The following is a 26,458-nucleotide window of genomic DNA, read 5'->3' as shown; positions in this document are numbered from 1 at the left end:
TTATATTCAATGTTCTGATTTAACTATTCGAAATAATTCTTAATATAAGTAACCAGATTTTCATCACTCATTTTATTAGAAGTGCTATCTGTCGATACTGCATTTTTATATTGAGCAGTTTCAGAAAGAAACTTTGTGAATTGTTCTTGAACTTGGCCTGTTCCAGTTAGATGAATTTCATCCACATTTGGCATTATGCTGGCAATGTCCTTGAAAAATTTTTGCGTTAAGCCAATTTCTTGATTGTTCGCTGTTTTTTCACTTGAATTATGACCTGGATCTTCGGTTTTTACATGACCTAAGACTACGAAATCCCCGTTATCAACATTTTCTCTTCCTACAATGGTTGCATGATTAGAATCCATCCAAACACCAAACTGTTTTTTATTTTTTTCTGACATAATAATTTTATTTTTTTTAAAGATAGCCTTTATAGAATGCTAATTTCATTTTTTGGGTTAAGATTGTGATTAGCGCTTAACCCAAATTTTATATTTATTGTCAATCAAAAAAGTAATTTACAGGCAAATTAATTTATAGATTCATCCTAAATTAGTGAAATTGGCCAGGCAAACATTTTATAAAATTTTACTCCATGATTTATTGTCTTTCAATAATACTTCCCTCATAATTTGAATTGGCGGCATACCGTTATCCATCATCGCATCGTTAAATTTTTGTAAGCTGTACTTGTCGCCTTCTTGTTTTTTGTAATCTTCACGTAATTTCAGGATTTGTAATTTACCCAAAGTATAGAATAAATAACCAGGGTCGTAGGTTCCGCGCAAAGCTTCTTGTCTAGACGGTTTATCGCCTTGATACCAGTTGTTTATAAAAAATTTAGTAGCGTCATCAACATTCATTCCGTGACAATGCGTGTTAATTGAGACACACAAACGGCAAATACGCAACAATGCATCTCCAGATTGGGCTAAACGATATTTTGCCGCCTTAATTGGGTCGCCAGTGTTTCCAAAACCGGCATCTAGCATCATTTTTTCAGTATAATGCGCCCAACCTTCAATGAAAGCATAGCTTCCAAATATCTTCTGAATCTTGGAGGCATCCGAAGCATTTAAATGTAAAAATTGGGTGTAATGCCCCGGATAAGCTTCATGGATTGAAACCACATCCGTCGTGTAAAAATTAAATTGTGCCAACCAATCTTCCTGTTGTTTTGGTGTCCATTTTGGGTCTACCGGTGTTATATAGTAGTAAGCTTCTGTTGCTTTTGTTTCAAAAGGGCCAGGAGTATCCATCGAAGCCGTACTAGTTGAGCGCGCATAAGTTGGCGTTTCTTTTACCATTACCCGCACTTCAGAAGGCATGGTAACGATTTTCTTGTCAATCAAAAACTGGCGAATTGACTCCAAATTTTTTCTGGCATCGGGTATTAAACTTGCGGCTGTAGGATGTTCCTTTTGCATTTCGTTATATACGTCAAGGGGTTTTTTGTTAGGATTGATAATTTTTGCAGCCGCATTAAACGATTCTTGTTCTTTCTTCAATTCTTTCATTCCAACAGCTAAAATATCATCTGCTGACATTGTGATTCCTTCGCCATACAACAGCATTTTTTGGTAATTAGCTTTGCCAATCGCATATTTATTGTTTGCCTTGGCTAATTTTTCTTTTTCCAAAAACGAAGCGTAATCGTTTATGGCATCAATGGCTTTTTTATTGGCATTGTTGAAAGCCTTCATTAATGTATCATTTTTAACGTCTTTCAATGCAATTAAAAGATCGGTTCCAAGAAAGGAAGCGGAGCCTTTTGCAATTTCAATTGCCAACTGAATGTGTGGTAATGCCAATGAATCCTGTAGATTTACCTTAGCAGCTTCGTAAATCTTTGGTGCTTCATTCTCGATAGCAATGATGGATTTAATCTGTTGTTCTATTGGGGCAAAATTTCTTTTGATATAAATATTCACATCGATTAATCCGGCGTAAGTCATTGGATTTTTAGTGTATATTTTTAAATCTTCAAAAGAAAATAACTCATTCTTAATGTTGGAACGCATCATTTTCCAATCATAATAATTTTTTTTGCTTAAAGAAGCGGAATCTATTTGCGAAAGATTTTTATCAAACTCTTTTAGTCTTGCTACTTCCTTATCTAATGAAGCTTTGCTGAAATCAGTAATTTTCCCGTCATATTCATGAAGTCCCAGAGCCACTCCCATTTGTGGACGCCAGGCTAAATATCCATTCAGGTAGTCTTCGGAAAGTTTTTCAAAAACAGTATCGCCTGAGGCAGCACTTTTTTTATTTTGGTTGCAACCAATTAAAGTAAAGATAAAAACGAATTGTAATAGAATAATTTTTTTCATATTCGAAGAAGTTAAGATTAAAACAGCGGTTTGTTTATTGCTATTATTCCGATTAAAATTATAGCTAATCAAAAGTAAGAATTTTTATAACAATATGGTTTTTATTTATTTAACAGAATTGTACCATAATATCCACTAACGTAAAAATGTCTAATTGTAAAAACAGGTTGGATTCCTGGGTTTGTACAATTAGACATTTTTTATTTCAATGTCTGTCGGCTTTAATCACCTAAAAGAATAGACAAAAAATTATTTCAAATGTTCCAGCATATCTTTTGTCATTGATTCTAAATCAAACTCGTGTTTCCATTTCCAATCTTTTCTGGCTTCGGCGTCATCGATACTTGCTGGCCAACTGTCGGCTATTTTTTGACGGAAGTCTGGTTCGTAAGAAATAGTAAATTCTGGAATGTGTTTTTTAATCTCAGCGGCAATTTCAGTTGGGGTAAAACTCATTGCGGCCAGGTTATAAGCAGAACGAATTTTTATTTGTTCGGCTGGTGCTTGCATAATTTGTATTGTTGCGGCAATGGCATCATCCATGTACATCATTGGCATCTTAGTTTCAGAGGATAAAAAACATTCGTATTTTCCATCGCTTAAAGCTTTGTGATAAATATCTACAGCATAATCAGTGGTTCCACCGCCCGGAGGGGACGACCAGCTAATTAATCCCGGATAACGCACGCTACGCACATCAACTCCAAAAATGTTATGGTAGTATTCACACCATCTTTCACCAGATTGTTTACTGATTCCGTAAACCGTAGAAGGTTCCATGATTGTATATTGAGGGGTATTTTCTTTAGGTGTTGTAGGACCAAAAACAGCAATACTTGATGGCCAGAATATTTTTTTTATTTTTTTGGCTTTAGCCAAATTCAAAACGTGAAACAACGAATTCATATTCAAATCCCAAGCAAATGCTGGGTTTTTCTCCGCTGTTGCAGATAATAAGGCAGCCATTAAATAAATTTCATCAATTTGATGCACTTCGACAAGATGCTCAATTTGATTGAAATCCAATGCATTTACTACTTCAAAAGGGCCTGAATTCACTACGTCATTGTTCAGTTTTCGAATATCGGAAGCAATTACATTCTCAGTTCCATATATCTTTCGTAATTTATGGGTAAGCTCCGTTCCAATTTGTCCGCAAGCGCCTATAATCAATATTTTAGTACTCATTTTGTCTGTTTTAGAAATGCAAATATAACGTTTTCGTATATATTATTATTTTGAAAAAAAAGTATGAAATTTCTTGAAAAAGCATTTATAAAGTTGGTTTATTTCTTAATTTTTATGTTTTTTAATACATAAAAGCACTTCTAAGACATTAGATTGTTATTCCTGAACTGTAATTCGTTATTATAAATTTACTTTGTAACTTTGTCCTTTAATATATTCAACTATGAAATATAAATTATCATGCCTCTTTTTTCTGATTATCATTCTTTCTTCATGCAAAAATGATAATCAAAAACGACTGGCAGAAAATCAAAAACAAGCTAAGAAAAACGAAGTTATTTTTTCAAATATCAACAAAGGCTGGGTTTTTTACGACACACCTATTAATGCAACTTCAGAGGCATCGATATCAACTTGGAACGAATGGAGAATTTTTCTAGCTGAATTAGCTATTAAACCTAAAAAAACCTTAGGAGCTTTTCAAAAAAAATCAAAAGCATTGACTAAAAAAGTAATGGCTTTAAATGACAACATTCCGAGTCAATTCAACCAACCACAAATAAAAAGCAGAGTATCCACTTTAATCACAAAAGTTCAAATGCTGGATTTATTCATTAACTTGGATAATATCCCTGATAAAAAAGTGACTATTTTGGTTTCAGAAATTAATTTAGAATTGGTGTCCTTGCAAAGACAAATGGACAAAATTGTGGAAAAAAGTAAAATTCCTGTCGAAGAAGGAGAATCTGAATTAAAGAAAATGATGGATGCCTCGAGAGCAATTCCAAACACGCCAGTCGACCCAAATACCCCTCAAGTTGAGTAAAAAAGCCTTATACAACAGTTACGATAATTCGCCTAAAACAGAGCAAATTGTTGCCCGGTTGCACGAAAATAATCAGGTGAAAATACATCTTAATGGATTGTTAGGATCTGCACTTTCATTTGTTATCCGAGCTGTTTTTAAAAAAGCAGAGCAGCCTTTTTTAATTATTTTAGACAATAAAGAAGAGGCAGCTTACTATTTGAATGACTTGGAACAAATGATTGGCGACCAGGATGTGTTGTTTTATCCAGGTTCGTATCGTCGTCCCTACCAAATTGAAGAAACTGATAACGCTAATGTTCTGCTTCGCGCCGAAGTCCTCAACAGAATTAATTCCCGCAAAAAACCGGCCATTATTGTCACTTATCCCGAAGCCATTTTTGAAAAAGTGGTAACCAGAAGAGAATTAGACAATAACACGCTGAAAGTAAATGTAGGCGACAAAATATCTATCGATTTTATCAACGAAGTTTTATTCGAATATGAATTCAAAAGGGTTGATTTCATAACAGAACCAGGAGAATTCTCGGTGCGTGGAGGAATAGTCGATGTGTTTTCTTTTTCGAATGATAATCCGTACCGTATAGAATTTTTTGGAGACGAAGTGGAAAGCATTCGCAGCTTTGATGTTGCGACGCAATTGTCATTGGAAAAACAAAAAAAAATTACAATAATCCCGAATGTCGAGAATAAATTTTTTCAGGAAAACAGAGAAAGCTTCTTGGATTATATTTCGGAGAAAACGGTTATTTTTATTCAAAACACGGAATATTTTTTATCACAATTAGACAAACAATTTGCCAAAGCAGAAGAAGCTTTTGAAAAATTGTCAAAAGACATAAAACATTCCACTCCCGAACAATTATTCTTGAATCAAGCGAGTTTTATAAAAAGAGCGTTGGACTTTTCGATTGTGGAATTGAATTCGAAACCCATTTTTAGAACCACTAAAAAATTCGAGTATCACATTAAGCCGCAACCGTCATTCAATAAGCAATTTGATTTGTTGTTGAATAACTTGAACGAGAATCATTTTAACGGATATAAAAACTATTTGTTTTGTTCAAATGAAGCTCAGGCGAAGCGGTTTCATGATATTTTCGAAACCGTCTTAAGTGAAGATTTTAATTCGAAGGGAAATACTAGTGAGACGGTTCTTGACCACCATTTAAAAACAATTAAAAAAGGGGGAAAAACCTTGGATGAAGCGAATGCGGAGAATATCCGAAAGCAATACAACACAATCGTTTTGCCTTTGTACCAAGGATTTATCGACGAAGAAAACCAAATCACTTGTTACACCGACCATCAAATTTTTGAGCGCTACCATAAATTCAACATTAAAAGCGGCTATTCGAAAAAGCAAAATATTACTTTAAAGGAACTTACAACTTTATCCGTTGGCGATTATGTAACACATATTGACCACGGGATTGGACGATTTGGCGGATTGCAAAAAATACAAGTCGAAAACAAGACTCAAGAAGCCATAAAGCTCGTGTATGCCGATAATGATATTGTGTATGTGAGCATTCACTCGCTGCATAAAATTTCAAAGTACAACGGAAAAGACGGTGCGCCACCCAAGATTTACAAGCTGGGTTCGAATGCTTGGAAGATTTTAAAACAAAAAACCAAGGCACGCGTTAAACATGTTGCCTTCAACCTGATTCAGCTGTATGCCAAAAGAAGATTGGATAAAGGATTCAAGTTTGCGCCGGATAGCTATTTGCAAAACGAATTGGAAAGTTCGTTTATATACGAAGATACGCCCGACCAAACTAAATCGACGGCAGAAGTAAAAGCCGATATGGAAAGTGACCGCCCAATGGATCGCTTAGTTTGCGGTGATGTGGGTTTTGGTAAAACCGAAGTCGCTATTCGTGCGGCTTTCAAAGCGGTTGATAACAGTAAACAAGTGGCCATTTTAGTACCAACAACGATTTTGGCTTACCAACATTACCGTACTTTCACCGAAAGATTGAAAGATATGCCGGTTTCTGTGGGGTATTTAAACCGTTTTAGAACTGCCAAACAAAAAGCGGAAACCTTAAAATTATTAGCCGAAGGAAAACTGGATATTGTTATTGGAACACATCAATTGGTCAATAAAAATGTGGTTTTCAAAGATTTAGGATTGCTGATTGTGGACGAGGAACAAAAATTTGGTGTCAACGTAAAAGACAAACTTAAAACCATTGCAGCCAATGTAGATACGCTGACCTTAACAGCAACTCCAATCCCGAGAACTTTGCAGTTTTCGTTGATGGCTGCACGCGATTTATCAGTAATTACAACGCCTCCGCCCAATCGTTATCCTATCGAAACCAATGTGGTGGGCTTCAGTGAAGAGTTGATTCGGGATGCGATTTCATATGAAATTCAGCGTAACGGGCAGGTATTTTTCATCAATAACAGAATCGAAAATATAAAAGAAGTGGCCGGAATGATTCAGCGTTTGGTTCCCAATGCCAGAGTGGGAATTGGTCACGGACAAATGGAAGGCAGAAAACTGGAAGAGTTGATGTTGGCTTTTATGAACGGTGAATTTGATGTTTTGGTGGCAACCACCATCATCGAAAGCGGACTGGACGTTCCTAATGCCAATACGATTTTTATCAATAATGCCAATAATTTTGGTTTGTCTGATTTGCATCAAATGCGAGGTCGAGTAGGGCGTAGTAATAAAAAAGCGTTTTGCTATTTTATCTGTCCACCCTATTCTGCCATGACTGATGATGCGAGAAAACGAATTCAAGCCTTGGAACAATTCAGTGAATTGGGAAGCGGTTTTAATATTGCGATGAAAGATTTAGAGATTCGTGGTGCAGGAGATTTATTAGGTGGTGAACAAAGTGGTTTTATCAATGAGATAGGTTTTGATACGTACCAAAAAATTCTGAACGAAGCTATTGATGAATTGAAGGAAAATGAATTCAAGGATTTATATCCTGAAGAAAACAATTTGGAAACCAAAGAATATGTAAAAGACCTTCAAATCGATACCGATTTTGAGTTGTTGTTTTCGGACGAATACATCAATAATGTCTCCGAGCGATTGAGTTTATACAATGAATTGGGCGGTGTAAAAAATGAAGAAGAACTCATTATTTTCCAAAATAAATTGATTGACCGTTTTGGTCCTATGCCACCACGCGCCAAAGCGTTAATGAATAGTATTCGCATAAAATGGATTGCCACTCGCATTGGAATCGAGAAATTGGTGATGAAACAAGGCAAAATGATTGGGTATTTCATATCCGACCAACAATCGGATTATTACCAGTCGAACCGTTTTCAAGACGTGTTGCAGTTTGTACAAAAACACAGTTCTATTTGTAAAATGAAAGAAAAACAAACACCAGCGGGTTTAAGGTTATTGTTGACTTTTGACAATGTGAAGAATACGAGGACAGCTTTGGAATTGATGGAGATGTTGGGAGGGAAGTAGAATGAAATTAAATTTTAGTAAATTAATTACAGTAAATATAGTTCCACCTGGTCTCCCCTCCTTCGGAGGGGGCAGGGGGAGGATTCCTAATTCTTCAAATCCTTAATCACTTTAAAAGCCACATCCACTTGTTCTTCACTTACCAAAATGGTAAATTCATTTGAGGTCGAAATCACCTCATTGATAATAATTCCTTCCCAAGCCAAACGCTGGAAAATGAAATAATAAATCCCTGGAACAACGATGTTTTCTTTTGGTAATTTTACAGTTATTGAAGCTAGATTGTCTAGTTTTTGAATTAATTTCTCGGATGCAAAGTGTTTATCAACCAAATGGGTTACACTGTTGCTTACCACAATATTAGTTTCATTAACGCCTCTTGATGAGGTATAAAAAATATCTGGAAACGAATTAATATCAGTAATTAAATCAGCTTGTTTGTTTAAAACGGTGTCTGACGCCGCAAAAGTATAATCGGTCAACGCGGAGCGAACGGTAATTTCTCCAATGTTTTTTATGACTTTATTGATTTTATGATTTAGTCGAAAATCTAATTCTTCGGTTAATCTTTTTAATGCCATGACAACTGCGCCCTGCTTCACTTCTTTGCCAAATTCACTTTCCAATTCGGTCATTATATTACGCGATAGTGAAGTCAGATTAATAATTCCGAGCGATAAGGCATTCAATAAAAAAGGCTTGGTTTTGATGTAATTTTCTACAATAGAAGAAACAGTTTTCATAGCTATAAGTTTTTAGTTTTTTGTTGTAAAAGGTTGTAGTTAGTAAATAGTTGTGTTAAAAACTACTGCAAATATAATAAAAAAACAATTTGTTACAAATATAACACATTAAAATTTATTTAAAAATGGTAAAAAGCATCCATAAGGTGCTCAATTACAAAAGATTTGCCTTCTTTGTGGATGGCGATAATGTCAAAACGAACTTCAATGTCTAAATCTTTTGCATTTACAAAAGCATCTACCGCTTTTACAAGAAGTTGAATTTTTTTTGGTTTTACAAAATCTTGTGGCAATCCAAATTCTAGGGAAGAACGGGTTTTTACTTCCACAACGGCAAGCGTATTTTCTTTTTGGGCAAGGATATCGATTTCCGCTTTTTGAAAGGTCCAGTTGGTTTCTAAAATAGTATAGCCGTCTTTCCGAAGAAATTCGACTGCCATTTCTTCCCCAAGTTTTCCAAGTTCGTTGTGTTCAGCCATGAGAATAGTGTTCAGTGTTCATCCCGAAGCTTCGGGAGCAGTATTCAATTTGAATAGACTTTCGATTAAAAATAGTGTTTTCTATCCGGTTTTAAAAACTTCTGAAATCGAAAATCGCTGATCCTCAATCTGCAATCAATTTCAGTGTTCAATATATAGTGCTCAGTTTCCAAACTTCTGAAATTAAAAATCGAAAATCAAAAATCGAAAATCAAAAAAATTGTATTCAGTTTACAATATACATTCTCCAACTACTTCCTTCTATTCTCTACTTTTTCGGGAAAAGCGATTTCTTATTCAAATATAACAGTACTCAATTTATCATTTACATCAATCGTCACTTTACTTCCTAGAACCAAGGCTCTATTGTCTTGAATATGACCTGCGGGAAAATTATACAAAACGGGAATGTTGTATTTTTTTGTGACATCATCAATTATTTCAATGGCATTTTTCCCCCATGGAATATCATTGTCTTTCATTTTTGTCATGGAACCCACCACAATTCCTTTTATGCTTTCCAGACAGCCATTGCGTTTCAAGTTCATCATCATGCGGTCGATATGATATAAATATTCGTCTAAATCTTCGATGAATAAAATTTTATCCGTGCAATCAATTGCTGATTTAGAACCAAATAAACTGTATAAAATGGATAAATTTCCGCCAACTAATTGACCGGCGGCAGTCCCCAATTTATTCATTGCAAATGGGGGCACTTTATAAGCAAGAGGTTGCCCAAACATTGCAACGCGTAACGATTCTATAGCTTCTTTTGTTGCTCTGGGAATACTTATTGGCATAATTCCGTGGATGGATTTGAAACCTAAAGTATTCAAATGATTGTGCAAAACGGTAACATCGCTAAAACCTATAATCCATTTTGGATTTTGTTTAAACTTGGTAAAATCCAATAAATCAATCATTCGCACCGTGCCATATCCGCCTTTTACACACCAAATCGCTTTGATGTTTGGGTTGTCTAATTGTTTCTGAAAATCGGCTGCACGTTGTTCATCGGTGCCGGCTAATTGATTGTCATCTAAACCAATTGTACTGCCAATAACGACTTCAAGACCCCAACTGTGCATTAAATCTATCGCAGGTTTGAGGTTATCGTCTATATTTTTTCTGGCTGTTGCCAAAATGGCTATTGTATCTCCTTTTTGTAAAATAGGTGGTGTAATCATCGGTGTTTCGGCTTTGCAGTTGAAGGATTGTAAAACAAAAATAAGAAATAGGAATTTATATAAAACAAAATGGATGTTTATAAAAGTGGATCGATTCGAATGCATTTTTGTTTTTTTTATAAATATATCAAATTCTAAGAAGTAAGCGTCAGTATAAACGAACACAAAGATAGGTTTTTTGAAAATAATGTAGAGTTCCATATTTAAATGGAGTATTTTTACAAATAGCGAACAAGTCAATTTAATTGTATAATTTAAAAAATTTATGAGAATAACTCCTTTGATTCTCCTGTTTATTTTATTTTTCTCCAATGCAACTTCATCGGCACAACAGAAAAATTATATCATTCATACGGTGGCTTTTTATAATTTCGAAAATTGCTTCGACACTATAAATGACCCAGTTACCAATGATGATGAATGGACGCCAACAGGAGCGCAACGCTGGAATTCTACAAAATATCATCATAAACTTGCCAACTTAGCAAGAGTTTTATCTGAAATTGGGTCAGGGGAAAATTCAGATTCTCCCACATTCATAGGCGGTTCCGAAATTGAAAACAGAGGAGTTTTGGAAGATTTAATCAAACAACCCAAACTGATTAATAAAGACTATGGAATTATTCATTTTGATTCTCCTGACAAAAGAGGAATTGACGTCGCCTTGTTGTATCAAAAAAAGCAGTTTCAACCCACCAGTTTTTCAAATATTCCTTTGTTTGTTTATAAGAATGACTCAAAAACGAAGGAAGTTTTAAAAACAGAATCGGAAGAAAAGACCGATGATGTTTTGCAAGTAAGCAATCAAAATCATCGTATTTACACCAGAGATCAGCTTCTGGTAACTGGTTTTCTCGATGGAGAAGAAATTAATATCATTGTAAATCACTGGCCATCCCGTTCTGGCGGTGAGAAAAAAACCAGTCCTTTTAGAGAAGCGGCGGGAGCATTAAATAGAAAAATAATCGATTCCTTGCAAAGAATAAACCCAAATGCAAAAGTCATAACCCTTGGCGATTTGAATGATGGTCCATATAATAGGAGCGTTAAAATTGCGCTTGGTGCCAAAGCCAAAAAAGCAGATGTCCAGCCACTCGGTATTTACAATCCATTTGAAGAAATGGCCAAAAACGGAATGGGAACTATCGCTTTTCGCGACGCATGGGATATTTTCGATCAAATAATGGTTTCCGAATCTTTATTGGCAACTAGTAAAACTTCTTTTTCCTATTGGAAAGCCGGGATTTATAACAAAGCTTTTTTGATACAAACCAGTGGACAATACAAAGGATATCCTTTGAGACACTCGCCGACAGAAATTGGCTTCAGCGACCATTTTCCAGTCTATATTTATTTGATCAAAGAAAAAAAATGATCTTGTAGAGATGCACTGCAGTGCATCTCTAACTAGTGCCTCTCTACCTATTTTTTTATTTCATAACTTTACACTAAAATTAGAAAACATGGCAATAGCAAAACCTTTCAACCTCAATAAATGGATAGACGAAAACCGTCATCTTCTAAAACCGCCGGTAGGAAATAAAAATCTATATACTGAATCGGGGGATTATATCGTCATGATTGTCGCTGGTCCCAATGCTCGGAAAGATTATCATTACAACGAAACCGAAGAATTGTTTTACCAACTCGAAGGTTCGATAAAAGTAATCGTTCAAGATAACGGCGAGCGAAAAGAAATGGAACTTCATGCAGGCGATATGTACCTTCATCCGGCCAAAACACCCCACTCACCAGTGCGTTCCGAAGGTTCTATAGGATTAGTAATCGAACGTAAACGCGCTGGACTAGGCTATAAGGACGGTTTATTATGGTTTTGCGATAGCTGCAATCATAAATTGTATGAAGTTTATTTCGAGCTTCACAACATCGAAAATGATTTTTTGCCTCATTTTGAGCATTTTTACAATTCAGAAAAGTTGAGAACCTGCGAGAATTGCGGAACCGTAATGGAGGCTGACCCAACATTCATAGCCAAAAAATAATATTCAGGAGCAATTTCCCGTCATTCGCTATATCTTTTTTGGTCTCGTTAAAGAACGAGACCACAAAAGGATACCGCTACTACCGGGGCTAGGGTTGGTTGATATAAATGATATTTTTTTTTAAAATAAATATTGGAACACATTTTAAAAAAGAAATAGATTTCATGTTTGAATATGCTTTTCAAGTAGGTAAAAAACGAGTTTAAAGTATAATTTAAATTGGAAAATGGAAGGTATATTAACAAAACATAATCTACAATTCAAATCGTTTGCCTTGTTCAGGAAAAATAAGTTTCAGGCCCAAATCATTCTGCTTTTTTAACTGCGCTTTAATTTTCAACATATTTTCAACTGGCGGTTTTAAATGTGTAACAATTATTTTAAAATCTTTTAAAGCATCTTTTCCATTAAGCGCACTTAAAGTATGAAGTTCTTTTAAAAGATAATTAGGCGTTAAGTGGCCATACAACAGAGAATCGGGTTGCTCGTTAGGAAACGAAACCTCAATGAAAATTCCTTTTAATTGTTTGTTTTTAATTAAAGGCGCAATTTCGGTCCAAAGCAAACTCAATTTGTTACTTTTTTCAACAAAATCGGGTCCGGTGTCGCCTAAATACAAAGCATAGGCATCTCCATTTTTTATTAGAAAAGCGGTACTTTCATAAGGACTTCCATGACTTAGCGCAAACGCTTTTACGGTCATTGTTGTATTTGTAATCAACGTTTCTTTTCCTGTATTTAATGTTTGAAAATGGTATTTTTTTATTTGGAATCCAGTTCCTTCATCTCCAAAATTTGCCCAAGTTTGTCCATTAAAATAATGTTTGTCCATCATTTCCATGCAGCTCTTGATGGCGTAAACTGTTTTTGATGAATCTGTAGGCGAATTAATAATTAAACCAGAGACATGGTCTAAATGCGCATGTGAAATAAAATAGCCTTTGATGTATTTTTTTAAAACTTCAGTTGCAGAGAGTTTGAAAACTTTATTTTCAATCGCTTTTTCAATTCCGGAATATATTGTCCCAGCATCAAGGCAAATAAAATCGTTGGTATTTGACGGCGCAAGCAAGTAAGCCGAAAGATTTTTTTCGTCAGTACCTCCTTTTACACCCAAAGGAATTACCTGAAATGCTGATTTTTGTTCTTTTTGTGCAGTTATACTTATTGAAATTAAAAACAAACAAATCCAGAGCCGATTAAATAATGTCATAGTTTTAAATTTTGAATTAATTTTCAGAGCATAAAATTAGTTTCTTCTTTTGGACTTGGAGCATTTATTTTGTAGAATCGATACCAACTGATTAAATTCGTCTAAATTTACTTCGATTTTAATAATTTAATTCGTTAGAAATTCAACTTGAAATAATATCTTTACAAAAAAATATAACAATTTTAATTAAAAAAGTTACAATGATAACAATAGCAGATCAATTTGGAATGAAAGAAGCATTGGCGCAATTGGGTGTAAAAGCCATAAACGAAGGAACTTCAACAGGTGTAAACCATTTTTCAAACGGAGAAATTCTTGAAAGTCATTCGCCAGTTGACGGACAATTAATCGCATCAGTAAAAACAAGTACCGCTGCCGATTACGAAAAAGTAATGCAAACCGCAACCGAAGCTTTTAAAACATTCAGATTGATGCCAGCACCACAACGTGGTGAAATCGTGCGTCAGTTTGGAGAAAAATTACGTAAAAACAAAGAAGCTTTGGGTAAATTGGTTTCCTATGAAATGGGGAAATCATTACAAGAAGGATACGGAGAAGTTCAGGAAATGATTGATATCTGCGATTTTGCAGTCGGTCTTTCTCGTCAGTTGCACGGGTTAACCATGCATTCTGAACGTCCACAACACAGAATGTACGAGCAGTATCACTCCTTGGGAGTTGTTGGGATTATCTCAGCGTTTAACTTTCCAGTGGCGGTTTGGGCTTGGAATACCGCTTTAGCATGGATTTGTGGTGATGTTTGTGTTTGGAAACCTTCAGAAAAAACACCACTTTGTGGAATTGCCTGTCAAAATATAATTGCTGAAGTAATCAAAGAAAATAACCTGCCAGAAGGGATTTCTTGCTTGATAAACGGAGATTATAAAGTGGGAGAGATGATGACTAATGATAAACGCGTGCCGTTGATTTCTGCTACAGGTTCGACTCATATGGGGAAAATCGTTGCGCAAACGGTGGCGGGTCGTTTAGGAAGATCATTATTGGAATTAGGCGGAAACAATGCGATTATTGTAACACCGGATGCTGATATTAAAATGACCGTTATCGGCGCTGTTTTTGGAGCAGTAGGAACTGCAGGACAACGTTGTACTTCAACTCGTCGTTTAATTATTCACGAAAGTGTTTACGATAAAGTAAAAGATGCAGTAGTTGCCGCTTACAAACAATTGAATATCGGAAATCCATTGGACGAAAAAAATCACGTTGGACCGCTAATCGATACACATGCAGTTGAAATGTACAATAAAGCTTTGACTAAAGTAGTTGCAGAAGGTGGAAAAATCCTTGTTGAAGGTGGCGTATTTTCTGGTGAAGGTTACGAAAGCGGATGTTATGTGAAACCTGCGATTGCAGAAGCAGACAACTCATTCGAAATCGTGCAACACGAAACTTTTGCTCCTGTTTTATACTTAATAAAATATTCGGGTACTATAGAAAATGCTGTTGATGTTCAAAACGGAGTGGCTCAAGGATTGTCCTCAGCGATTATGACTAACAATTTAAGAGAAGCAGAATATTTCTTATCTGCTGTAGGTTCTGATTGTGGTATTGCTAATGTAAACATCGGAACTTCCGGCGCGGAAATCGGTGGTGCTTTTGGTGGTGAAAAAGAAACAGGAGGAGGTAGAGAATCAGGTTCTGATGCATGGAAAGTGTATATGCGTCGTCAAACCAATACGATTAACTATGGGACATCGTTGCCATTGGCGCAAGGAATTCAATTTGGGTTCTAAGTAACAAAATAAAAAGAATGATTATATCAAACGCTTTTTCTATATTAGATTAAGCGTTTTTTTATTACTAAATTTATCTAATGAATCAATTTCAAGCAACATTTACAAATATTTCCAACTGGCATAAAAATGAATTTTATAGCACTGGTGGAACAAGAAGTAAATATATTACTCTAGAACCAGAGACAAATGATGAATACTTTTTTAAAGGATCTAAAGAAACACCAAGTGGAGAAATTAGATATCCTACTGAATTTTGGTCTGAAATTGCTTCGTCTAAAATTGGCCAATTTTTGGGTTTCCCAATGTTGGATTATAATATAGCATTTAATAAAAATCATAGACAAAAGATTGGTTGCCTTTCAAAATCAATGGTTTTAAGCTCGAACAATAAATTGACAGAGGGGAAAACGTACTTAACAGGGTTTAATGCACAATACGATCCTGACACAGATAAAAAAGATTATACTTTTCAATTTATTTGCAATGCTTTGAAACGGTTTTCTTTAGATGATTATATTAAAAACATTGTCGAGATTATTGTTTTCGACAGCATAATTGGAAATTCAGATCGACATCAAGAAAATTGGGGGATCATAACGAAACATAAAATATTCGTAGAAAAAAAAGTAGAAAACGACATTTCATATAAACCACAAGAACGCAGTTTATTTAGAAAAATTAGAAGATTATCTCGGAGATTTTTCACTGACGAAAACGAAGAATTTGAACGAGTAATCAGCGACAATAATTTTAACGTCAAAATTGAGAGATTACATAAGTTTGCTCCAATTTACGATAGCGGTTGTTGTTTAGGAAGGGAACATACGGATGAAAGAGTTATAAAGATGTTAAATGATTCTCAAATGCTAAATGCTTACATTAATAGAGGGGAATCTGAAATTCACTGGGAAGATGGTTTAGCAAAAAGAAAACATTTAGAGTTAGTATCACTTTTATTACAAAAGTATCCAAATGAAACTAGAAATTATATTTTAAGAGTTCAAGAAAGATATAAGCCTGAATTGTTACAAGAACTCATAGACAATATTGATATAAATCTTCCTGGAAATTTAGTTAACTTTAAATTATCGGAAACTAGAAAGCAATTGATGTTTAAATTGATAACTTTGCGCATCAAAAATTTAATTAAACTTTTATGAAAGCGATAGGAAACATACACCTTATCTGGAGACCAGGTAAAGGCGGTAGTCGGATATCTGTTGGTACAATTAAAAAAAGTACCTCAGAAGGAATTCGCTTTCAATATAATAAAGAAGGTTTAGTCAAAGCACAAGAATTGGGATTTATACATTATGAAGGGTTTCCTGAGACAAATATAATCTATTCTGAAAATGTAATAGAAATTTTTGGACAACGTTTAATGAGAAGTGAGAGACCTGATTTAAAAGATTTTTATGATTTTTGGGGTATCGATTTAAAAAAGAAAGAAGACAAATACTATATGCTGGCTTTTACACAAGGTTTACTGCCTACAGATAGTTTTGAATTTTTAGCTGATTTCAATCCAAAAGACGATTTGTCATTTGTTACGGAAATAACAGGATTAAGTGAAGCTAAAATTCCTTCTTATAAAATTTCAATAGGAGATGTTTTAAATTATCAGTTAGAGCCTGAAAATCCCTTTGATAAAAATGCAGTTAAAGTATTTAAAGACGATTTTTATTTAGGACATATTAAACTTATTCATTGTAAAGTGTTTCATAAAACTCAAAAAAAATTTAAATTAGTTGTTCAAGGAGTTGAAAAAAATGGAGTTTTGAAAAGAATATTTGTTAAAGCAAGTCTTTATTGATAATTTAATTAATAAAGGATAAGCGAATACCCTCAATTACAGGGCAAAATTGCGTTTGCACAAGGAATTCAGTTTGGTTTCTAAGTACTAAAAATCATTAACTAAAAGAGGCAATTTGAATATTTCAAATTGCCTCTTTTTATTTTAAAAATTCTTGTGAATTTCGTGTTCTAACAAATATTATAAATTGAAAGAAGCACCAATATTAAACACAAACTGGTTGTTTAATTTATCAAAACCTATTGGGTTCGTTTTATAACTAGCTATTGGAACTCCAGCTTCAGTAAAAATTCCAAAACCTTCAGTAAAGAAATAACGGAAGCCTAAATGCGCTCCAAAATTTCTTAAACCTAGGTCAAGTCCTGGATAAACATCCATTTTAGGATCTAATTTAAGAACATTTCCTAAATTAGCATTGAATCTAAATTTTGCATCAATTCTATCTCCAAAATCCGGTTTGTTTCCTAAATCATCTGAGCTAGCAGATAATAGATAAGAAGCAGCAAAACCGTATGACATATTTTCTCCAAGGCCAAAATCTGAAGAAATACCAATTCCAGATCCACCGTTTTGAATATTTGCCCCAACGTTAAATTTTACGTCTCCTTTTCCTTTGTAAGCTTGTGCATTTACGAAACCAGCTAACAATAATAATAACAATGTAATACTCTTTTTCATACTCTTAAATTTTTATAATTTTATACAAAAATAGTTTAAATAAACTAATTCCTACCTTTTTCATACGGGTATAAAGCCGGTAATGGTTCACTTTGCCAAAATTCTTTTGTGTCAACATCCATAATAGTTAATGGACCTTTAAAGGCGGCACCAGTATCAATATTCCAAACACAAGCCATTTGAACCGGAATAGTTTCTCCAATTCTGGATACTGGTGTATGGCCTATATAGATTTCTTTGTAAAGCGTCAAGCGTTTTGGATACATTAAATCGCCTATTTTTATGTTTTTGTCCAATGCCAAAGCCGTTTCCCATAATGTTCTGTCCCAATAAAAAAGTTTTGGAAAATATTCAAAGTCAATCCCGTTCATGTTGGTAAAACCAGCATGAATAAACAAACGGTTTTCTTCGTCCAGATAATAATCTTCCAATGCATGTAGAAATTCAATATGTTTTTGTTTGGTCGCTACACTTACATCGGCGTACGCCAAAACCGTGGCTTCACCGCCATGTTTATACCATAATAGATTGTCTCTGCTTTCATCGAGCCAGGTGCGCAACAACTCATCATGATTTCCGCGGATGAAAACACAATTATTTGTTTTGTTTAATTCGATTAAAAAATCGATTACTTGAGGGGATTGGCTCCAACCATCTACATAATCTCCCAAAAAAATTAAGGTGTCTTTAGTAGTGATTTTTGCTCTTTCCATAATTTGGTGTAGCGCATGTAATCCACCGTGTATATCGCCTATGACGAGTGTTCTCATTTAATGTTGTATCAATTTATTGTTTTACAAAAATAGCAGAAAATCAGTGTTTTTTTCATAATCTAAAATTAAATTTCATAATACAATTTGGGTAAATTATAACTCAAATTATTTTTTTTAAAAAAAACAAAAAATCACTGTTTTAGGTGATTGTTTGGTATTGTTTTTCAAGGTAGTTTTACAACGAATTTAAAATACTTTCAAAATGAATGTAATTATTGCTTTATCGCTGCTTCTTGCTGGTTTTGTGTTTTATATATTGAAAATTATATTTGGGTAAAACCAAATCAGAATGATGTTAAGAATTTATTGTACATCGTATTTCATTTTTCGTAAAATCCGTAATGCTTCTTTAAAAGATAAATAAATAGGCGTGAAAGGTTTCAAAAGTGGTTTGGCGTCAATCAGTTTTTGTTTGGCATCTTCAAAACCGTTGAGGTAGCAAATCATAAATGTAGAAGGCAAATTCTCTAAATCTTTGTGTTCGCGTTCAGATAAAGAAAATCCCTTTTGGAGTTTGTTTAGCAGTGAAAGATTCGTATTGTAAATATGAAACAACATTTTTCTGTTGAATTCCGGTGGCTGAAAAAGCATTTCCCTATCAATTTTGTAATAGCCATTGTCATGAAAATGAATGGTTTGTTTCTCTAAAGGATAATAACTTGTTTTGTCATTCAATCCTAATGGAACATATTCAATAATCGTGAAACTATCTTCGTCATAAATGATTTCAACCACATCTTGAGCAGAGTAAAAAAGCTTAATTTGCTCGTTTATCAGTTCGATGTCAACACGGGATAAATAGGTTTTGTCTCGAGATCTTTTAGCAATTCCAGCCCAGCAAATCACAAATAATTCTTTGAATACTTTATATTTTGGCGACATATCTTTATGCCTGAAATTCATGAAATCAATTACGCCATCAAGCGTGTATTCGATACTGTTTCTGGAATTGTTTTCGATACCAATTACGGTTTCGGTGTTCTGATAATTCTTTTCCACTTCACCATCCACGGGCATTGTGTTACTGCCTCGCCTTATAAAAACGGAGTTGGCAGTAATGGTGTGAATTCCTTTTTTGAAATAGGAGGTTTTACTTTTGGGTTTTATCGTTACGAGTCCAATGACTTTGTCTTTCGGCAAGTTCGGGAAAGGCACATTTTCATATTGAATTTTCGGTGGATTTTCCAGAAACGCATTCACTAAATTCTGAATTCGGCTATCATCAAAAAAATCGTCCCCCACAATGGCATTGTCATGATCTTCAACCCCCACAACTATATAAGAATTGTTCGTAGGATTAGAATTTGACAAGGCGCAGATGTGTTTCAAAAACTTGGCTTTTCCCTCTCGCGTATGCAAATTCAACTGCCGTTTTTTATCATAAAAACTGCTCTCATCATTGTGAGCGAGAAGGTTCTTAATTAAAATACGTTTGTTGATCATTGGGATTAATTATCTAAAGAGCGATTCAAAATCCCCGCCGAGGCTTGTGCCGTAGGAAATACAATTAAATCAGCAATATTCACGTGATATGGTCTGGAAACTACAAAATGGATGATGTCAGCAATATCCTCTGGTTGCAACGCTTTGATTCCTTTGTAAACATTGGCAGCTCTCTCCGCATCACCTTTGAAACGTACTTCACTAAATTCGGTTTCCACCATTCCTGGATTTATAGCCCCCACCCTAATTCCATGAGGATTCAGATCCATTCGCATGGCTTGATTCAAGGCGTCAACGGCGTGTTTCGAGGCGCAATATACGTTTCCGTTTGGATAAACTTCTTTTCCGGCAATGGAGCCAATGTTAATGATATGTCCAGATTTTTGTTCGATCATTTTCGGAATTATTGCTTTTGAAACATATAAAAGTCCTTTTACATTGATGTCAATCATCGCGTCCCAATCGTCTAAATCCCCATTTTGAATTGAATCTAAACCGTGTGCATTTCCGGCATTATTAATTAAAACTTCAATTTTCGAAAAAGCCTCAGGCAAAGAATTGATACTTTCAAAAACGGCTTTTTTGTCTCGAACGTCAAATGATAAAGTATGAACTTCTGTAAATTCCGAAAGTTCTTTTTTCAGTTCTGCTAGTCGGTCTTCACGACGTCCGCAAAGAATGATTTTATAGTTGTTATTGGCTAATATTCTTGCTGTTGCTCTGCCAATTCCGCTAGTTGCACCAGTTATTAATGCTATTTTACTCATGGTTTATTGTTTGTAATTGAAATCGTGAATCTTAGATTTCTTGTGTTTTTAAATTTAAATTCTACAATCCGAATTTTGATTAAGCTACAGTATTACCCATACTTTCGGTCCATATTGCAAACCAATCTTCTTTTTCTAATTTTAGTTCTACAGCTTTCATCAGCGATTGTATTCTAGCCACATTTACCGTTCCAGCGATTGGAATAACTTTTGCCGGATGTTGTAAAATCCAGGAAAGCAAAATCGTGTCGGAACCCAAATGGTATTTCGAAACTAAAGTTGCCAATAATTTTTTCAATCTGTGGGTTTGAGGAATGTCTTCTCTGAAAACAAATCCTAGAGGGTTCCATGACATTGGACGAATGTTATGGACTTGCATGTAATCAAAACTTCCGTCAACCATAGGTTCAAAATTAGTCGCCGAAAATTGCACTTGATTATAGCTGATTTCAGTTTTTTGACGGATTAATTCGGTTTGCGAAGAAGTAAAATTAGAAACACCAAAATCTATAATTTTCCCATCCGATTTTAATTTTAGAACAGCCTCCGCAATTTCATCCGCCTGCATCAAAGGGCTGGGTCTGTGAAGCAAAAGCACATCCAGATAATCTGTTTTTAAATTTTTCAATGAATTTTCAACGGACCAAATAATATAGTCTTTTGAATAATCATAGTGTTTTATGGTATTGTTACGATTTTCGGTCAGCATTTGGATGCCGCATTTAGATATCAATTGCATTTTTTCTCTTGCAATCTTGCTTGACGCAAATGCTTTTCCAAATTCGGATTCGGTAGTATAATCACCATATATATCAGCGTGGTCAAAAGTGGTAATTTTGTTTTCTAAACAAATATTAATCATGTTTTCCATTTCTTTGGTATTGAGATTTTTATCCCAAATTCCCCAATTCATGACACCAGCTACAATTGGTGATAATGTTGTTTTACTCATGGTTTTAATTTTTTAATGAAATCGGTGAATCTGCGATTTCAAAGTATATTTTTCAAAGTTCTTAAAAATAAGAAAATTGTATCATAATTCGTCCTTAAAATTAGGGTATTTCTAGAAGTTTTAACCATTTTTTAACATCTTACCTCTAAAAAAAATTTCAATTTGCACTCTCAAAAGCAAGGCATTAAATACAAGGTTTTAAAAATAATAAAATGGAAGAAAATACAGCGACTTTAGACATTAGAGCAATCAATGAAAAAATTGAAAGAGAGAGTGCTTTTATAGACCTCCTCACCATGGAAATGAACAAAGTCATTGTGGGTCAAAAGCACATGGTGGAACGTTTATTAATTGGACTTTTGGGTCAAGGACATATTTTGTTGGAAGGGGTTCCCGGATTAGCAAAAACTTTGGCCATTAATACACTTTCACAAGCTGTTCATGGATCTTTCAGCAGAATACAATTTACTCCTGATTTATTGCCTGCAGATGTTGTGGGAACGATGATTTATAACATAAAGCAAAATGAATTTTCGATTAAAAAAGGACCAATTTTTGCTAATTTCGTCCTAGCGGATGAGATAAATCGTGCTCCTGCCAAAGTGCAATCAGCATTATTAGAAGCCATGCAGGAAAAACAAGTAACTATAGGGGATACCACTTTCAAGTTGGACCGACCATTTTTAGTTCTGGCTACTCAAAACCCAATTGAACAAGAAGGAACATACCAACTTCCGGAAGCGCAGGTCGATCGTTTCATGTTGAAAACAGTTATCGACTATCCAAAAATGGAGGACGAACGCTTAGTTATTCGTCAAAACCTAAAAGGAAGTTATGAAAAAGTAAATCCTGTTGTTACTGTCGAACAAATTTTACGCGCGCAAGAAGCGGTTCGTGAAGTTTATATGGACGAAAAAATTGAGAAATACATTCTTGATATTATTTTTGCGACACGTTACCCGGAGAAATACAAATTAGCCGAATTGAAACCGTTAATCAGTTTTGGAGCTTCGCCACGTGGAAGTATAAATTTAGCCAATGCGGCTAAATGTTACGCGTTTATCAAACGTCGTGGATATGTAATCCCAGAAGATGTTCGCGCCGTGGTTCACGATGTATTGCGTCATAGAATTGGAATTACGTATGAAGCGGAAGCCGAAAACGTCACTTCAGTAGATATCATAAACAAAATCGTAAACGAGATTGAAGTACCTTAAAGTTTGTTTAATGTTTAAAGTTTCAAGTTGTTGTATTACGAACTTGGAACGTTAAATTTTTAAACTTTAAACAAATTAAAAATGGATACAAAAGAGCTTTTAAAAAAAGTACGAAAAATAGAAATCAAAACCCGAAGATTGAGTGATCATATCTTTTCGGGGGAATACCACACTTCTTTCAAAGGACGGGGAATGACTTTCAGCGAAGTACGTCAGTATCAATATGGAGATGATATTCGTGCAATCGATTGGAATGTGACCGCACGTTATAATGAAGCGCATGTAAAAGTTTTTGAGGAAGAGCGCGAATTGACGATGATGTTGATGGTGGATATTTCAGGTTCGGAAAGTTTTGGTTCTAAAAACCAATTCAAGAAAGATATCGTTACTGAAATTGCGGCGACAATGGCTTTTTCAGCTACACAAAACAACGATAAAATAGGTTTGATTTTATTTTCAGATGAAATCGAATTGTATATCCCGCCCAAAAAGGGAAGGTCGCATGTATTGCGCATCATTCGTGAATTGATTGAATTTCAGCCAAAAAGTCAAAAAACAGATATTGCTCAGGCTTTGAAATTTTTATCGGGAACCCAAAAAAAGAAAGCCATTGTGTTTATTATCTCCGATTTCATGTCGGAGGATTACGAACATGTCTTGAAAATCGCTTCTAAAAAACATGATATCACAGGAATAAGAGTATATGATATTCGAGAAGAAAAGATGCCAAATTTAGGAATGGTTTCCATGCTAGATGCCGAAACTGGAGAAATACAATTAGTAAACACAGGTTCTAAATCCGTGCGAATGAATTATGAGAAACTGTATCAGGAAAAAGTAACCTTTTTTAAAGAAACATTCAGTAAATCAGGTTCAGGGGTTGTAAATACCAGAGTGGACGAAAGTTATGTGACTAAATTATTAAGCTATTTTAAATCGAGATAAAGGGTTCAATAATAAAAGATGAAAAAACAATTATACCTACTAATTATACTGCTTTCAACGGCTGTTTTTGCACAACAAAAGCAGGTGATTACAAGTATAGATACGATTAAAAATAAAATTGGTGCCGAATTCAAACTATCAATAAAAACTACTGTAGATACTTCGGCTAAAGTGATTTTCCCTAAGTTGAAAAATTTTGGCGCGCTGGAAGTAATTCAGTCGTATCCTATTGACACCGTTAAAATGGATGGTCGTTATGAATTAATAAAAAAATACGGTTTAACCCAATTTGATTCCGGTAGATATGTTATTCCGAGTATAAAGATTTTTATCAATAGTAAGCCGTTTATGACGGATTCGCTTTTGGTTGAAGTTGCTAATGTTAAAGTGGATACTTTAAAACAAAAAATGTTCGATATCAAGGGCATTGCTGCTGCGGATGATTCATTAGGAAATTGGTGGAAATACCTTCTTATAGTAGGGTTGATTATCGGTCTTGGAGCCTTCATTTATTGGTATATTAAAAAACATCAAAAGAAAAAATTAGAAGCAGAAATTTTCAAAACACCAATTGAAAAAGCGACCAGCTTGCTGAATACTTTGGAAAAGAAAGAACTTTGGCAAAAAGGAGAAGTTAAGGCGTATTATAGTGAATTGACCGATATTGCACGAAATTATATCGAGGAAGCGATTGAAATTCCAGCCATGGAAAGCACGACTTCTGAATTGATTGAAGGGTTAAGAATGGCATCTGTTAAAAAGAAAATGGCACTTTCTCAAGAAACGATTGTAAATCTGGAAAGAGTTTTGAAACAAGCGGATTTAGTGAAATTTGCTAAGTCAAAACCATTGGATTTTGAAATTACCGAAGATCGAAATAAAATTCAAAAAGCTATTTTAACTTTAGACAGTTCGATTCCGGTTGAGGTTCCAGTTGAAGAAGATACTTTGTTGAATGAAGCACAAAGACAAAAACAAATCGAAATTCAACTGCGAAAAAAGAGAAAGAAACGTATTGTTCTCACTATTTCTTCGGTTGCTTTTATATTGGTGGCAACCACCGCTTTTTTCATCATTTTGAAGGGATTCGATTATGTAAAAGATAATATTATTGGTAATCCTACTAAAGAATTATTGGAAGGCGAATGGGTAAAAAGTGATTATGGAAATCCTGGAATAATTATAGAAACACCAAAAGTGCTCAAGAGAGTAGATTTGACCAAGACATTACCCAAAGATGGAATGGCTTTGATTAAAGAAATGCAATCTTTTGCTTACGGAAGTGTTCAAGACAATTTCTACCTTATGGTTTCTACTTTAAAATACAAACAAGAAGGAGAAATTGATTTGGCAAAATCAATGGATGGTGCGTTGCAATCCTTAGAATCTCAAGGAGCTCAAAACATGATTGTCAAACAGGAAGATTTTGAAACCAAAGAAGGAATTAAGGGACTCAAAGCATACGGAACATTTTCGAAAATAGATAGCAATAAAGGCATCAGTGCTAAATTATATTATGAAGCATTACTGTTTAGTCAGGAAGGCGGATTGCAGCAAATTATTATTTTCCATGAAGAAGGGGATGATTATGCCAACCAAATATCAGAACGGGTTTTGAGATCAGTTGAACTAAAACAAGTAAGTAAATAATGGATAAAATCACTTTTTTAAACCCAGAATTTTTTTGGTTGTTTCTTCTGATTCCAGTTGCAATTGCTTGGTTGTTTTTGAAAAAAAATCAGCAATCCGCCACTTTAAAGATCAGTTCCATTCAAGGATTTAAGAACTCCGAATCTTTTTTAGTGAAGCTAAAACCAATTTTGAACGTGTTTCGACTGTTGGCTTTATCGTCATTAATTGTTGCTATGGCAAGACCTAGAACCGTCGATATAAGCAATAAAACGAAAACTACTAAAGGAATTGACATTGTTATGGCAGTCGATGTTTCCGGAAGTATGCTTGCCAAAGATTTGAAACCAAACCGAATGGAAGCGCTGAAAAGAGTGGCCGCTGACTTTGTGGAAGAAAGACCAAATGATAGAATCGGATTGGTGGTTTATGCTTCCGAAGCCTATACAAAAACTCCGGTGACGAGTGATAAAGCGGTCATTTTGGACGCTATCAACGGGATTAAATATGATACTGTTTTGCAAGACGGAACTGGAATTGGAATGGGATTGGCGACTGCCGTAAATCGTTTAAAGGACAGTAAAGCCAAAAGCAAAGTAGTTATTCTTTTAACCGATGGTGTAAATAATGCAGGGTTTATCGAACCAGAAACGGCATCTGATATTGCGAAACAATATGGGATTAAAGTATATACCATAGGAATTGGTAGTAACGGAATGGCAATGTTTCCTTACGCTGTCGCTCCAAATGGCCAGTTTTTATTTCAAATGATGAAAGTGGAAATCGACGAAGCCTTATTGAAAAGTATTGCCAGAAAAACGGATGGAAAATATTTTAGAGCAACAAGCAATAGTAAATTGGCCGAAATTTATGCTTCCATCAACAAACTGGAAACAACAGAAATTGAAGAGTTAAAATTCTACGATTATGATGAAAAATTCAGACCCTTTGTTTGGTTTGCCGGTTTTTTATTATTGGCAGAAATTGGAATGAGAAAAACAGTTTTTAAAAGCTTTATATAATGACAGTTGCAGTCGCATTTCAGTCGTAAACTGAAAACT

Annotated in this window: 23 protein-coding genes; 11 read left to right on the top strand and 12 right to left on the bottom strand. The window is 34.7% G+C overall.

Going from position 1 to position 26,458, the window contains the following annotated elements; genetic code table 11:
* Positions 1-23 precede the first annotated feature (23 nt).
* The 3 genes from IWX84_RS08885 to IWX84_RS08875 all read right to left on the bottom strand — a co-directional run bounded on the left by IWX84_RS08885 (position 24) and on the right by IWX84_RS08875 (position 3,518).
* Complete coding sequence (locus IWX84_RS08885) at positions 24-401, bottom strand: hypothetical protein (RefSeq protein ID WP_196850387.1); 378 nt, start codon at positions 399-401, stop codon at positions 24-26.
* A 177-nt stretch (positions 402-578) separates the two neighbouring features.
* Complete coding sequence (locus IWX84_RS08880) at positions 579-2,330, bottom strand: DUF885 domain-containing protein (RefSeq protein ID WP_196850386.1); 1,752 nt, start codon at positions 2,328-2,330, stop codon at positions 579-581.
* 249 nt (positions 2,331-2,579) lie between these two features.
* On the bottom strand, positions 2,580-3,518 hold the full coding sequence (locus IWX84_RS08875) for an L-threonine 3-dehydrogenase (protein ID WP_196850385.1): 939 nt from the start codon (positions 3,516-3,518) through the stop codon (positions 2,580-2,582).
* A 223-nt stretch (positions 3,519-3,741) separates the two neighbouring features.
* On the opposite strand from IWX84_RS08875, the gene IWX84_RS08870 reads away from it, so the two are divergent.
* Together IWX84_RS08870 and mfd are read left to right on the top strand one after the other, a co-directional pair.
* Positions 3,742-4,344, top strand: a complete 603-nt coding sequence (locus IWX84_RS08870; protein WP_196850384.1) for a hypothetical protein — start codon at positions 3,742-3,744, stop codon at positions 4,342-4,344.
* Complete coding sequence (mfd, locus tag IWX84_RS08865) at positions 4,337-7,795, top strand: transcription-repair coupling factor (RefSeq protein WP_196850383.1); 3,459 nt, start codon at positions 4,337-4,339, stop codon at positions 7,793-7,795. Before IWX84_RS08870 ends, mfd begins: the two co-directional genes overlap by 8 nt.
* 86 nt (positions 7,796-7,881) lie before the next feature.
* Here mfd and IWX84_RS08860 read toward each other — a convergent pair whose 3' ends face one another.
* The 3 genes from IWX84_RS08860 to IWX84_RS08850 form a co-directional block, all read right to left on the bottom strand.
* Positions 7,882-8,538 (bottom strand): aspartate kinase, encoded by a 657-nt coding sequence (locus IWX84_RS08860; protein ID WP_196850382.1) that lies wholly within the window; start codon positions 8,536-8,538, stop codon positions 7,882-7,884.
* A 119-nt stretch (positions 8,539-8,657) separates the two neighbouring features.
* Positions 8,658-9,017: a YraN family protein gene (locus IWX84_RS08855; RefSeq protein ID WP_196850381.1), complete on the bottom strand. Its 360-nt coding sequence runs from the start codon at positions 9,015-9,017 to the stop codon at positions 8,658-8,660.
* Between the two features lie 293 nt (positions 9,018-9,310).
* The gene (locus IWX84_RS08850; RefSeq protein ID WP_231385452.1) at positions 9,311-10,207 is read right to left on the bottom strand and encodes an LD-carboxypeptidase; all 897 of its coding nucleotides are present in this window, start codon (positions 10,205-10,207) and stop codon (positions 9,311-9,313) included.
* A gap of 265 nt (positions 10,208-10,472) precedes the next feature.
* Between IWX84_RS08850 and IWX84_RS08845 the strand changes: the two genes are divergently transcribed.
* Both IWX84_RS08845 and IWX84_RS08840 read left to right on the top strand, forming a co-directional pair.
* On the top strand, positions 10,473-11,582 hold the full coding sequence (locus tag IWX84_RS08845) for an endonuclease/exonuclease/phosphatase family protein (RefSeq protein WP_196850380.1): 1,110 nt from the start codon (positions 10,473-10,475) through the stop codon (positions 11,580-11,582).
* A gap of 88 nt (positions 11,583-11,670) precedes the next feature.
* Positions 11,671-12,210, top strand: coding sequence for a 3-hydroxyanthranilate 3,4-dioxygenase (locus IWX84_RS08840; RefSeq protein ID WP_196850379.1), 540 nt, complete (start codon positions 11,671-11,673; stop codon positions 12,208-12,210).
* A gap of 253 nt (positions 12,211-12,463) precedes the next feature.
* Here IWX84_RS08840 and IWX84_RS08835 read toward each other — a convergent pair whose 3' ends face one another.
* Entirely contained in the window at positions 12,464-13,423 is a 960-nt protein-coding gene (locus IWX84_RS08835; RefSeq protein WP_196850378.1) for an MBL fold metallo-hydrolase, read from the bottom strand.
* Between the two features lie 200 nt (positions 13,424-13,623).
* On the opposite strand from IWX84_RS08835, the gene IWX84_RS08830 reads away from it, so the two are divergent.
* The 3 genes from IWX84_RS08830 (at position 13,624) to IWX84_RS08820 (ending at position 16,993) form a co-directional block, all read left to right on the top strand.
* Positions 13,624-15,177, top strand: a complete 1,554-nt coding sequence (locus IWX84_RS08830; protein ID WP_196850377.1) for an aldehyde dehydrogenase family protein — start codon at positions 13,624-13,626, stop codon at positions 15,175-15,177.
* 80 nt (positions 15,178-15,257) lie between these two features.
* Positions 15,258-16,340, top strand: a complete 1,083-nt coding sequence (locus IWX84_RS08825) for a hypothetical protein (protein WP_196850376.1) — start codon at positions 15,258-15,260, stop codon at positions 16,338-16,340.
* The gene (locus IWX84_RS08820) at positions 16,337-16,993 is read left to right on the top strand and encodes an HIRAN domain-containing protein (protein WP_196850375.1); all 657 of its coding nucleotides are present in this window, start codon (positions 16,337-16,339) and stop codon (positions 16,991-16,993) included. The genes IWX84_RS08825 and IWX84_RS08820 overlap by 4 nt, the downstream gene beginning before the upstream one ends.
* A 180-nt stretch (positions 16,994-17,173) precedes the next feature.
* Here IWX84_RS08820 and IWX84_RS08815 read toward each other — a convergent pair whose 3' ends face one another.
* The 5 genes from IWX84_RS08815 to IWX84_RS08795 form a co-directional block, all read right to left on the bottom strand.
* The gene (locus IWX84_RS08815; RefSeq protein WP_196850374.1) at positions 17,174-17,671 is read right to left on the bottom strand and encodes a DUF6646 family protein; all 498 of its coding nucleotides are present in this window, start codon (positions 17,669-17,671) and stop codon (positions 17,174-17,176) included.
* A gap of 44 nt (positions 17,672-17,715) precedes the next feature.
* Complete coding sequence (locus tag IWX84_RS08810) at positions 17,716-18,441, bottom strand: metallophosphoesterase (RefSeq protein WP_196850373.1); 726 nt, start codon at positions 18,439-18,441, stop codon at positions 17,716-17,718.
* 306 nt (positions 18,442-18,747) lie between these two features.
* A complete protein-coding gene (locus IWX84_RS08805; protein WP_196850372.1) occupies positions 18,748-19,887 on the bottom strand; it encodes an ATP-binding protein in 1,140 nt (379 codons plus the stop codon).
* Between the two features lie 5 nt (positions 19,888-19,892).
* Entirely contained in the window at positions 19,893-20,654 is a 762-nt protein-coding gene (locus IWX84_RS08800; RefSeq protein ID WP_196850371.1) for an SDR family NAD(P)-dependent oxidoreductase, read from the bottom strand.
* Between the two features lie 79 nt (positions 20,655-20,733).
* Complete coding sequence (locus IWX84_RS08795; protein WP_196850370.1) at positions 20,734-21,606, bottom strand: aldo/keto reductase family oxidoreductase; 873 nt, start codon at positions 21,604-21,606, stop codon at positions 20,734-20,736.
* Positions 21,607-21,818: 212 nt separating this feature from the next.
* On the opposite strand from IWX84_RS08795, the gene IWX84_RS08790 reads away from it, so the two are divergent.
* The 4 genes from IWX84_RS08790 to IWX84_RS08775 all read left to right on the top strand — a co-directional run bounded on the left by IWX84_RS08790 (position 21,819) and on the right by IWX84_RS08775 (position 26,419).
* Entirely contained in the window at positions 21,819-22,823 is a 1,005-nt protein-coding gene (locus IWX84_RS08790) for an AAA family ATPase (protein ID WP_196850369.1), read from the top strand.
* Between the two features lie 81 nt (positions 22,824-22,904).
* On the top strand, positions 22,905-23,768 hold the full coding sequence (locus IWX84_RS08785; RefSeq protein WP_196850368.1) for a DUF58 domain-containing protein: 864 nt from the start codon (positions 22,905-22,907) through the stop codon (positions 23,766-23,768).
* An 18-nt stretch (positions 23,769-23,786) separates the two neighbouring features.
* Positions 23,787-25,418 (top strand): hypothetical protein, encoded by a 1,632-nt coding sequence (locus IWX84_RS08780; RefSeq protein WP_196850367.1) that lies wholly within the window; start codon positions 23,787-23,789, stop codon positions 25,416-25,418.
* A complete protein-coding gene (locus tag IWX84_RS08775) occupies positions 25,418-26,419 on the top strand; it encodes a vWA domain-containing protein (RefSeq protein WP_196850366.1) in 1,002 nt (333 codons plus the stop codon). The genes IWX84_RS08780 and IWX84_RS08775 overlap by 1 nt, the downstream gene beginning before the upstream one ends.
* Positions 26,420-26,458 lie beyond the last annotated feature (39 nt).

This window comes from Flavobacterium sp. CG_9.10, from assembly GCF_015752245.1.
Lineage (GTDB): Bacteria > Bacteroidota > Bacteroidia > Flavobacteriales > Flavobacteriaceae > Flavobacterium.
This window is presented reverse-complemented; position numbering and strand designations above follow the sequence as displayed.

What these genes read in the sequence shown, in the direction of transcription:
- IWX84_RS08815 (WP_196850374.1), bottom strand. Translation starts at nt 17,671, where the DNA reads ATGAAAAAGAGTATTACATTGTTATTATTATTGTTAGCTGGTTTCGTA.
- IWX84_RS08825 (WP_196850376.1), top strand. Translation starts at nt 15,258, where the DNA reads ATGAATCAATTTCAAGCAACATTTACAAATATTTCCAACTGGCATAAA.
- IWX84_RS08810 (WP_196850373.1), bottom strand. Translation starts at nt 18,441, where the DNA reads ATGAGAACACTCGTCATAGGCGATATACACGGTGGATTACATGCGCTA.
- IWX84_RS08885 (WP_196850387.1), bottom strand. Translation starts at nt 401, where the DNA reads ATGTCAGAAAAAAATAAAAAACAGTTTGGTGTTTGGATGGATTCTAAT.
- IWX84_RS08800 (WP_196850371.1), bottom strand. Translation starts at nt 20,654, where the DNA reads ATGAGTAAAATAGCATTAATAACTGGTGCAACTAGCGGAATTGGCAGA.
- IWX84_RS08875 (WP_196850385.1), bottom strand. Translation starts at nt 3,518, where the DNA reads ATGAGTACTAAAATATTGATTATAGGCGCTTGCGGACAAATTGGAACG.
- IWX84_RS08795 (WP_196850370.1), bottom strand. Translation starts at nt 21,606, where the DNA reads ATGAGTAAAACAACATTATCACCAATTGTAGCTGGTGTCATGAATTGG.
- IWX84_RS08870 (WP_196850384.1), top strand. Translation starts at nt 3,742, where the DNA reads ATGAAATATAAATTATCATGCCTCTTTTTTCTGATTATCATTCTTTCT.
- IWX84_RS08855 (WP_196850381.1), bottom strand. Translation starts at nt 9,017, where the DNA reads ATGGCTGAACACAACGAACTTGGAAAACTTGGGGAAGAAATGGCAGTC.
- IWX84_RS08780 (WP_196850367.1), top strand. Translation starts at nt 23,787, where the DNA reads ATGAAAAAACAATTATACCTACTAATTATACTGCTTTCAACGGCTGTT.
- IWX84_RS08880 (WP_196850386.1), bottom strand. Translation starts at nt 2,330, where the DNA reads ATGAAAAAAATTATTCTATTACAATTCGTTTTTATCTTTACTTTAATT.
- IWX84_RS08850 (WP_231385452.1), bottom strand. Translation starts at nt 10,207, where the DNA reads ATGATTACACCACCTATTTTACAAAAAGGAGATACAATAGCCATTTTG.
- IWX84_RS08785 (WP_196850368.1), top strand. Translation starts at nt 22,905, where the DNA reads ATGGATACAAAAGAGCTTTTAAAAAAAGTACGAAAAATAGAAATCAAA.
- IWX84_RS08845 (WP_196850380.1), top strand. Translation starts at nt 10,473, where the DNA reads ATGAGAATAACTCCTTTGATTCTCCTGTTTATTTTATTTTTCTCCAAT.
- IWX84_RS08835 (WP_196850378.1), bottom strand. Translation starts at nt 13,423, where the DNA reads ATGACATTATTTAATCGGCTCTGGATTTGTTTGTTTTTAATTTCAATA.
- IWX84_RS08775 (WP_196850366.1), top strand. Translation starts at nt 25,418, where the DNA reads ATGGATAAAATCACTTTTTTAAACCCAGAATTTTTTTGGTTGTTTCTT.
- IWX84_RS08790 (WP_196850369.1), top strand. Translation starts at nt 21,819, where the DNA reads ATGGAAGAAAATACAGCGACTTTAGACATTAGAGCAATCAATGAAAAA.
- IWX84_RS08805 (WP_196850372.1), bottom strand. Translation starts at nt 19,887, where the DNA reads ATGATCAACAAACGTATTTTAATTAAGAACCTTCTCGCTCACAATGAT.
- IWX84_RS08840 (WP_196850379.1), top strand. Translation starts at nt 11,671, where the DNA reads ATGGCAATAGCAAAACCTTTCAACCTCAATAAATGGATAGACGAAAAC.
- IWX84_RS08830 (WP_196850377.1), top strand. Translation starts at nt 13,624, where the DNA reads ATGATAACAATAGCAGATCAATTTGGAATGAAAGAAGCATTGGCGCAA.
- IWX84_RS08820 (WP_196850375.1), top strand. Translation starts at nt 16,337, where the DNA reads ATGAAAGCGATAGGAAACATACACCTTATCTGGAGACCAGGTAAAGGC.
- IWX84_RS08860 (WP_196850382.1), bottom strand. Translation starts at nt 8,538, where the DNA reads ATGAAAACTGTTTCTTCTATTGTAGAAAATTACATCAAAACCAAGCCT.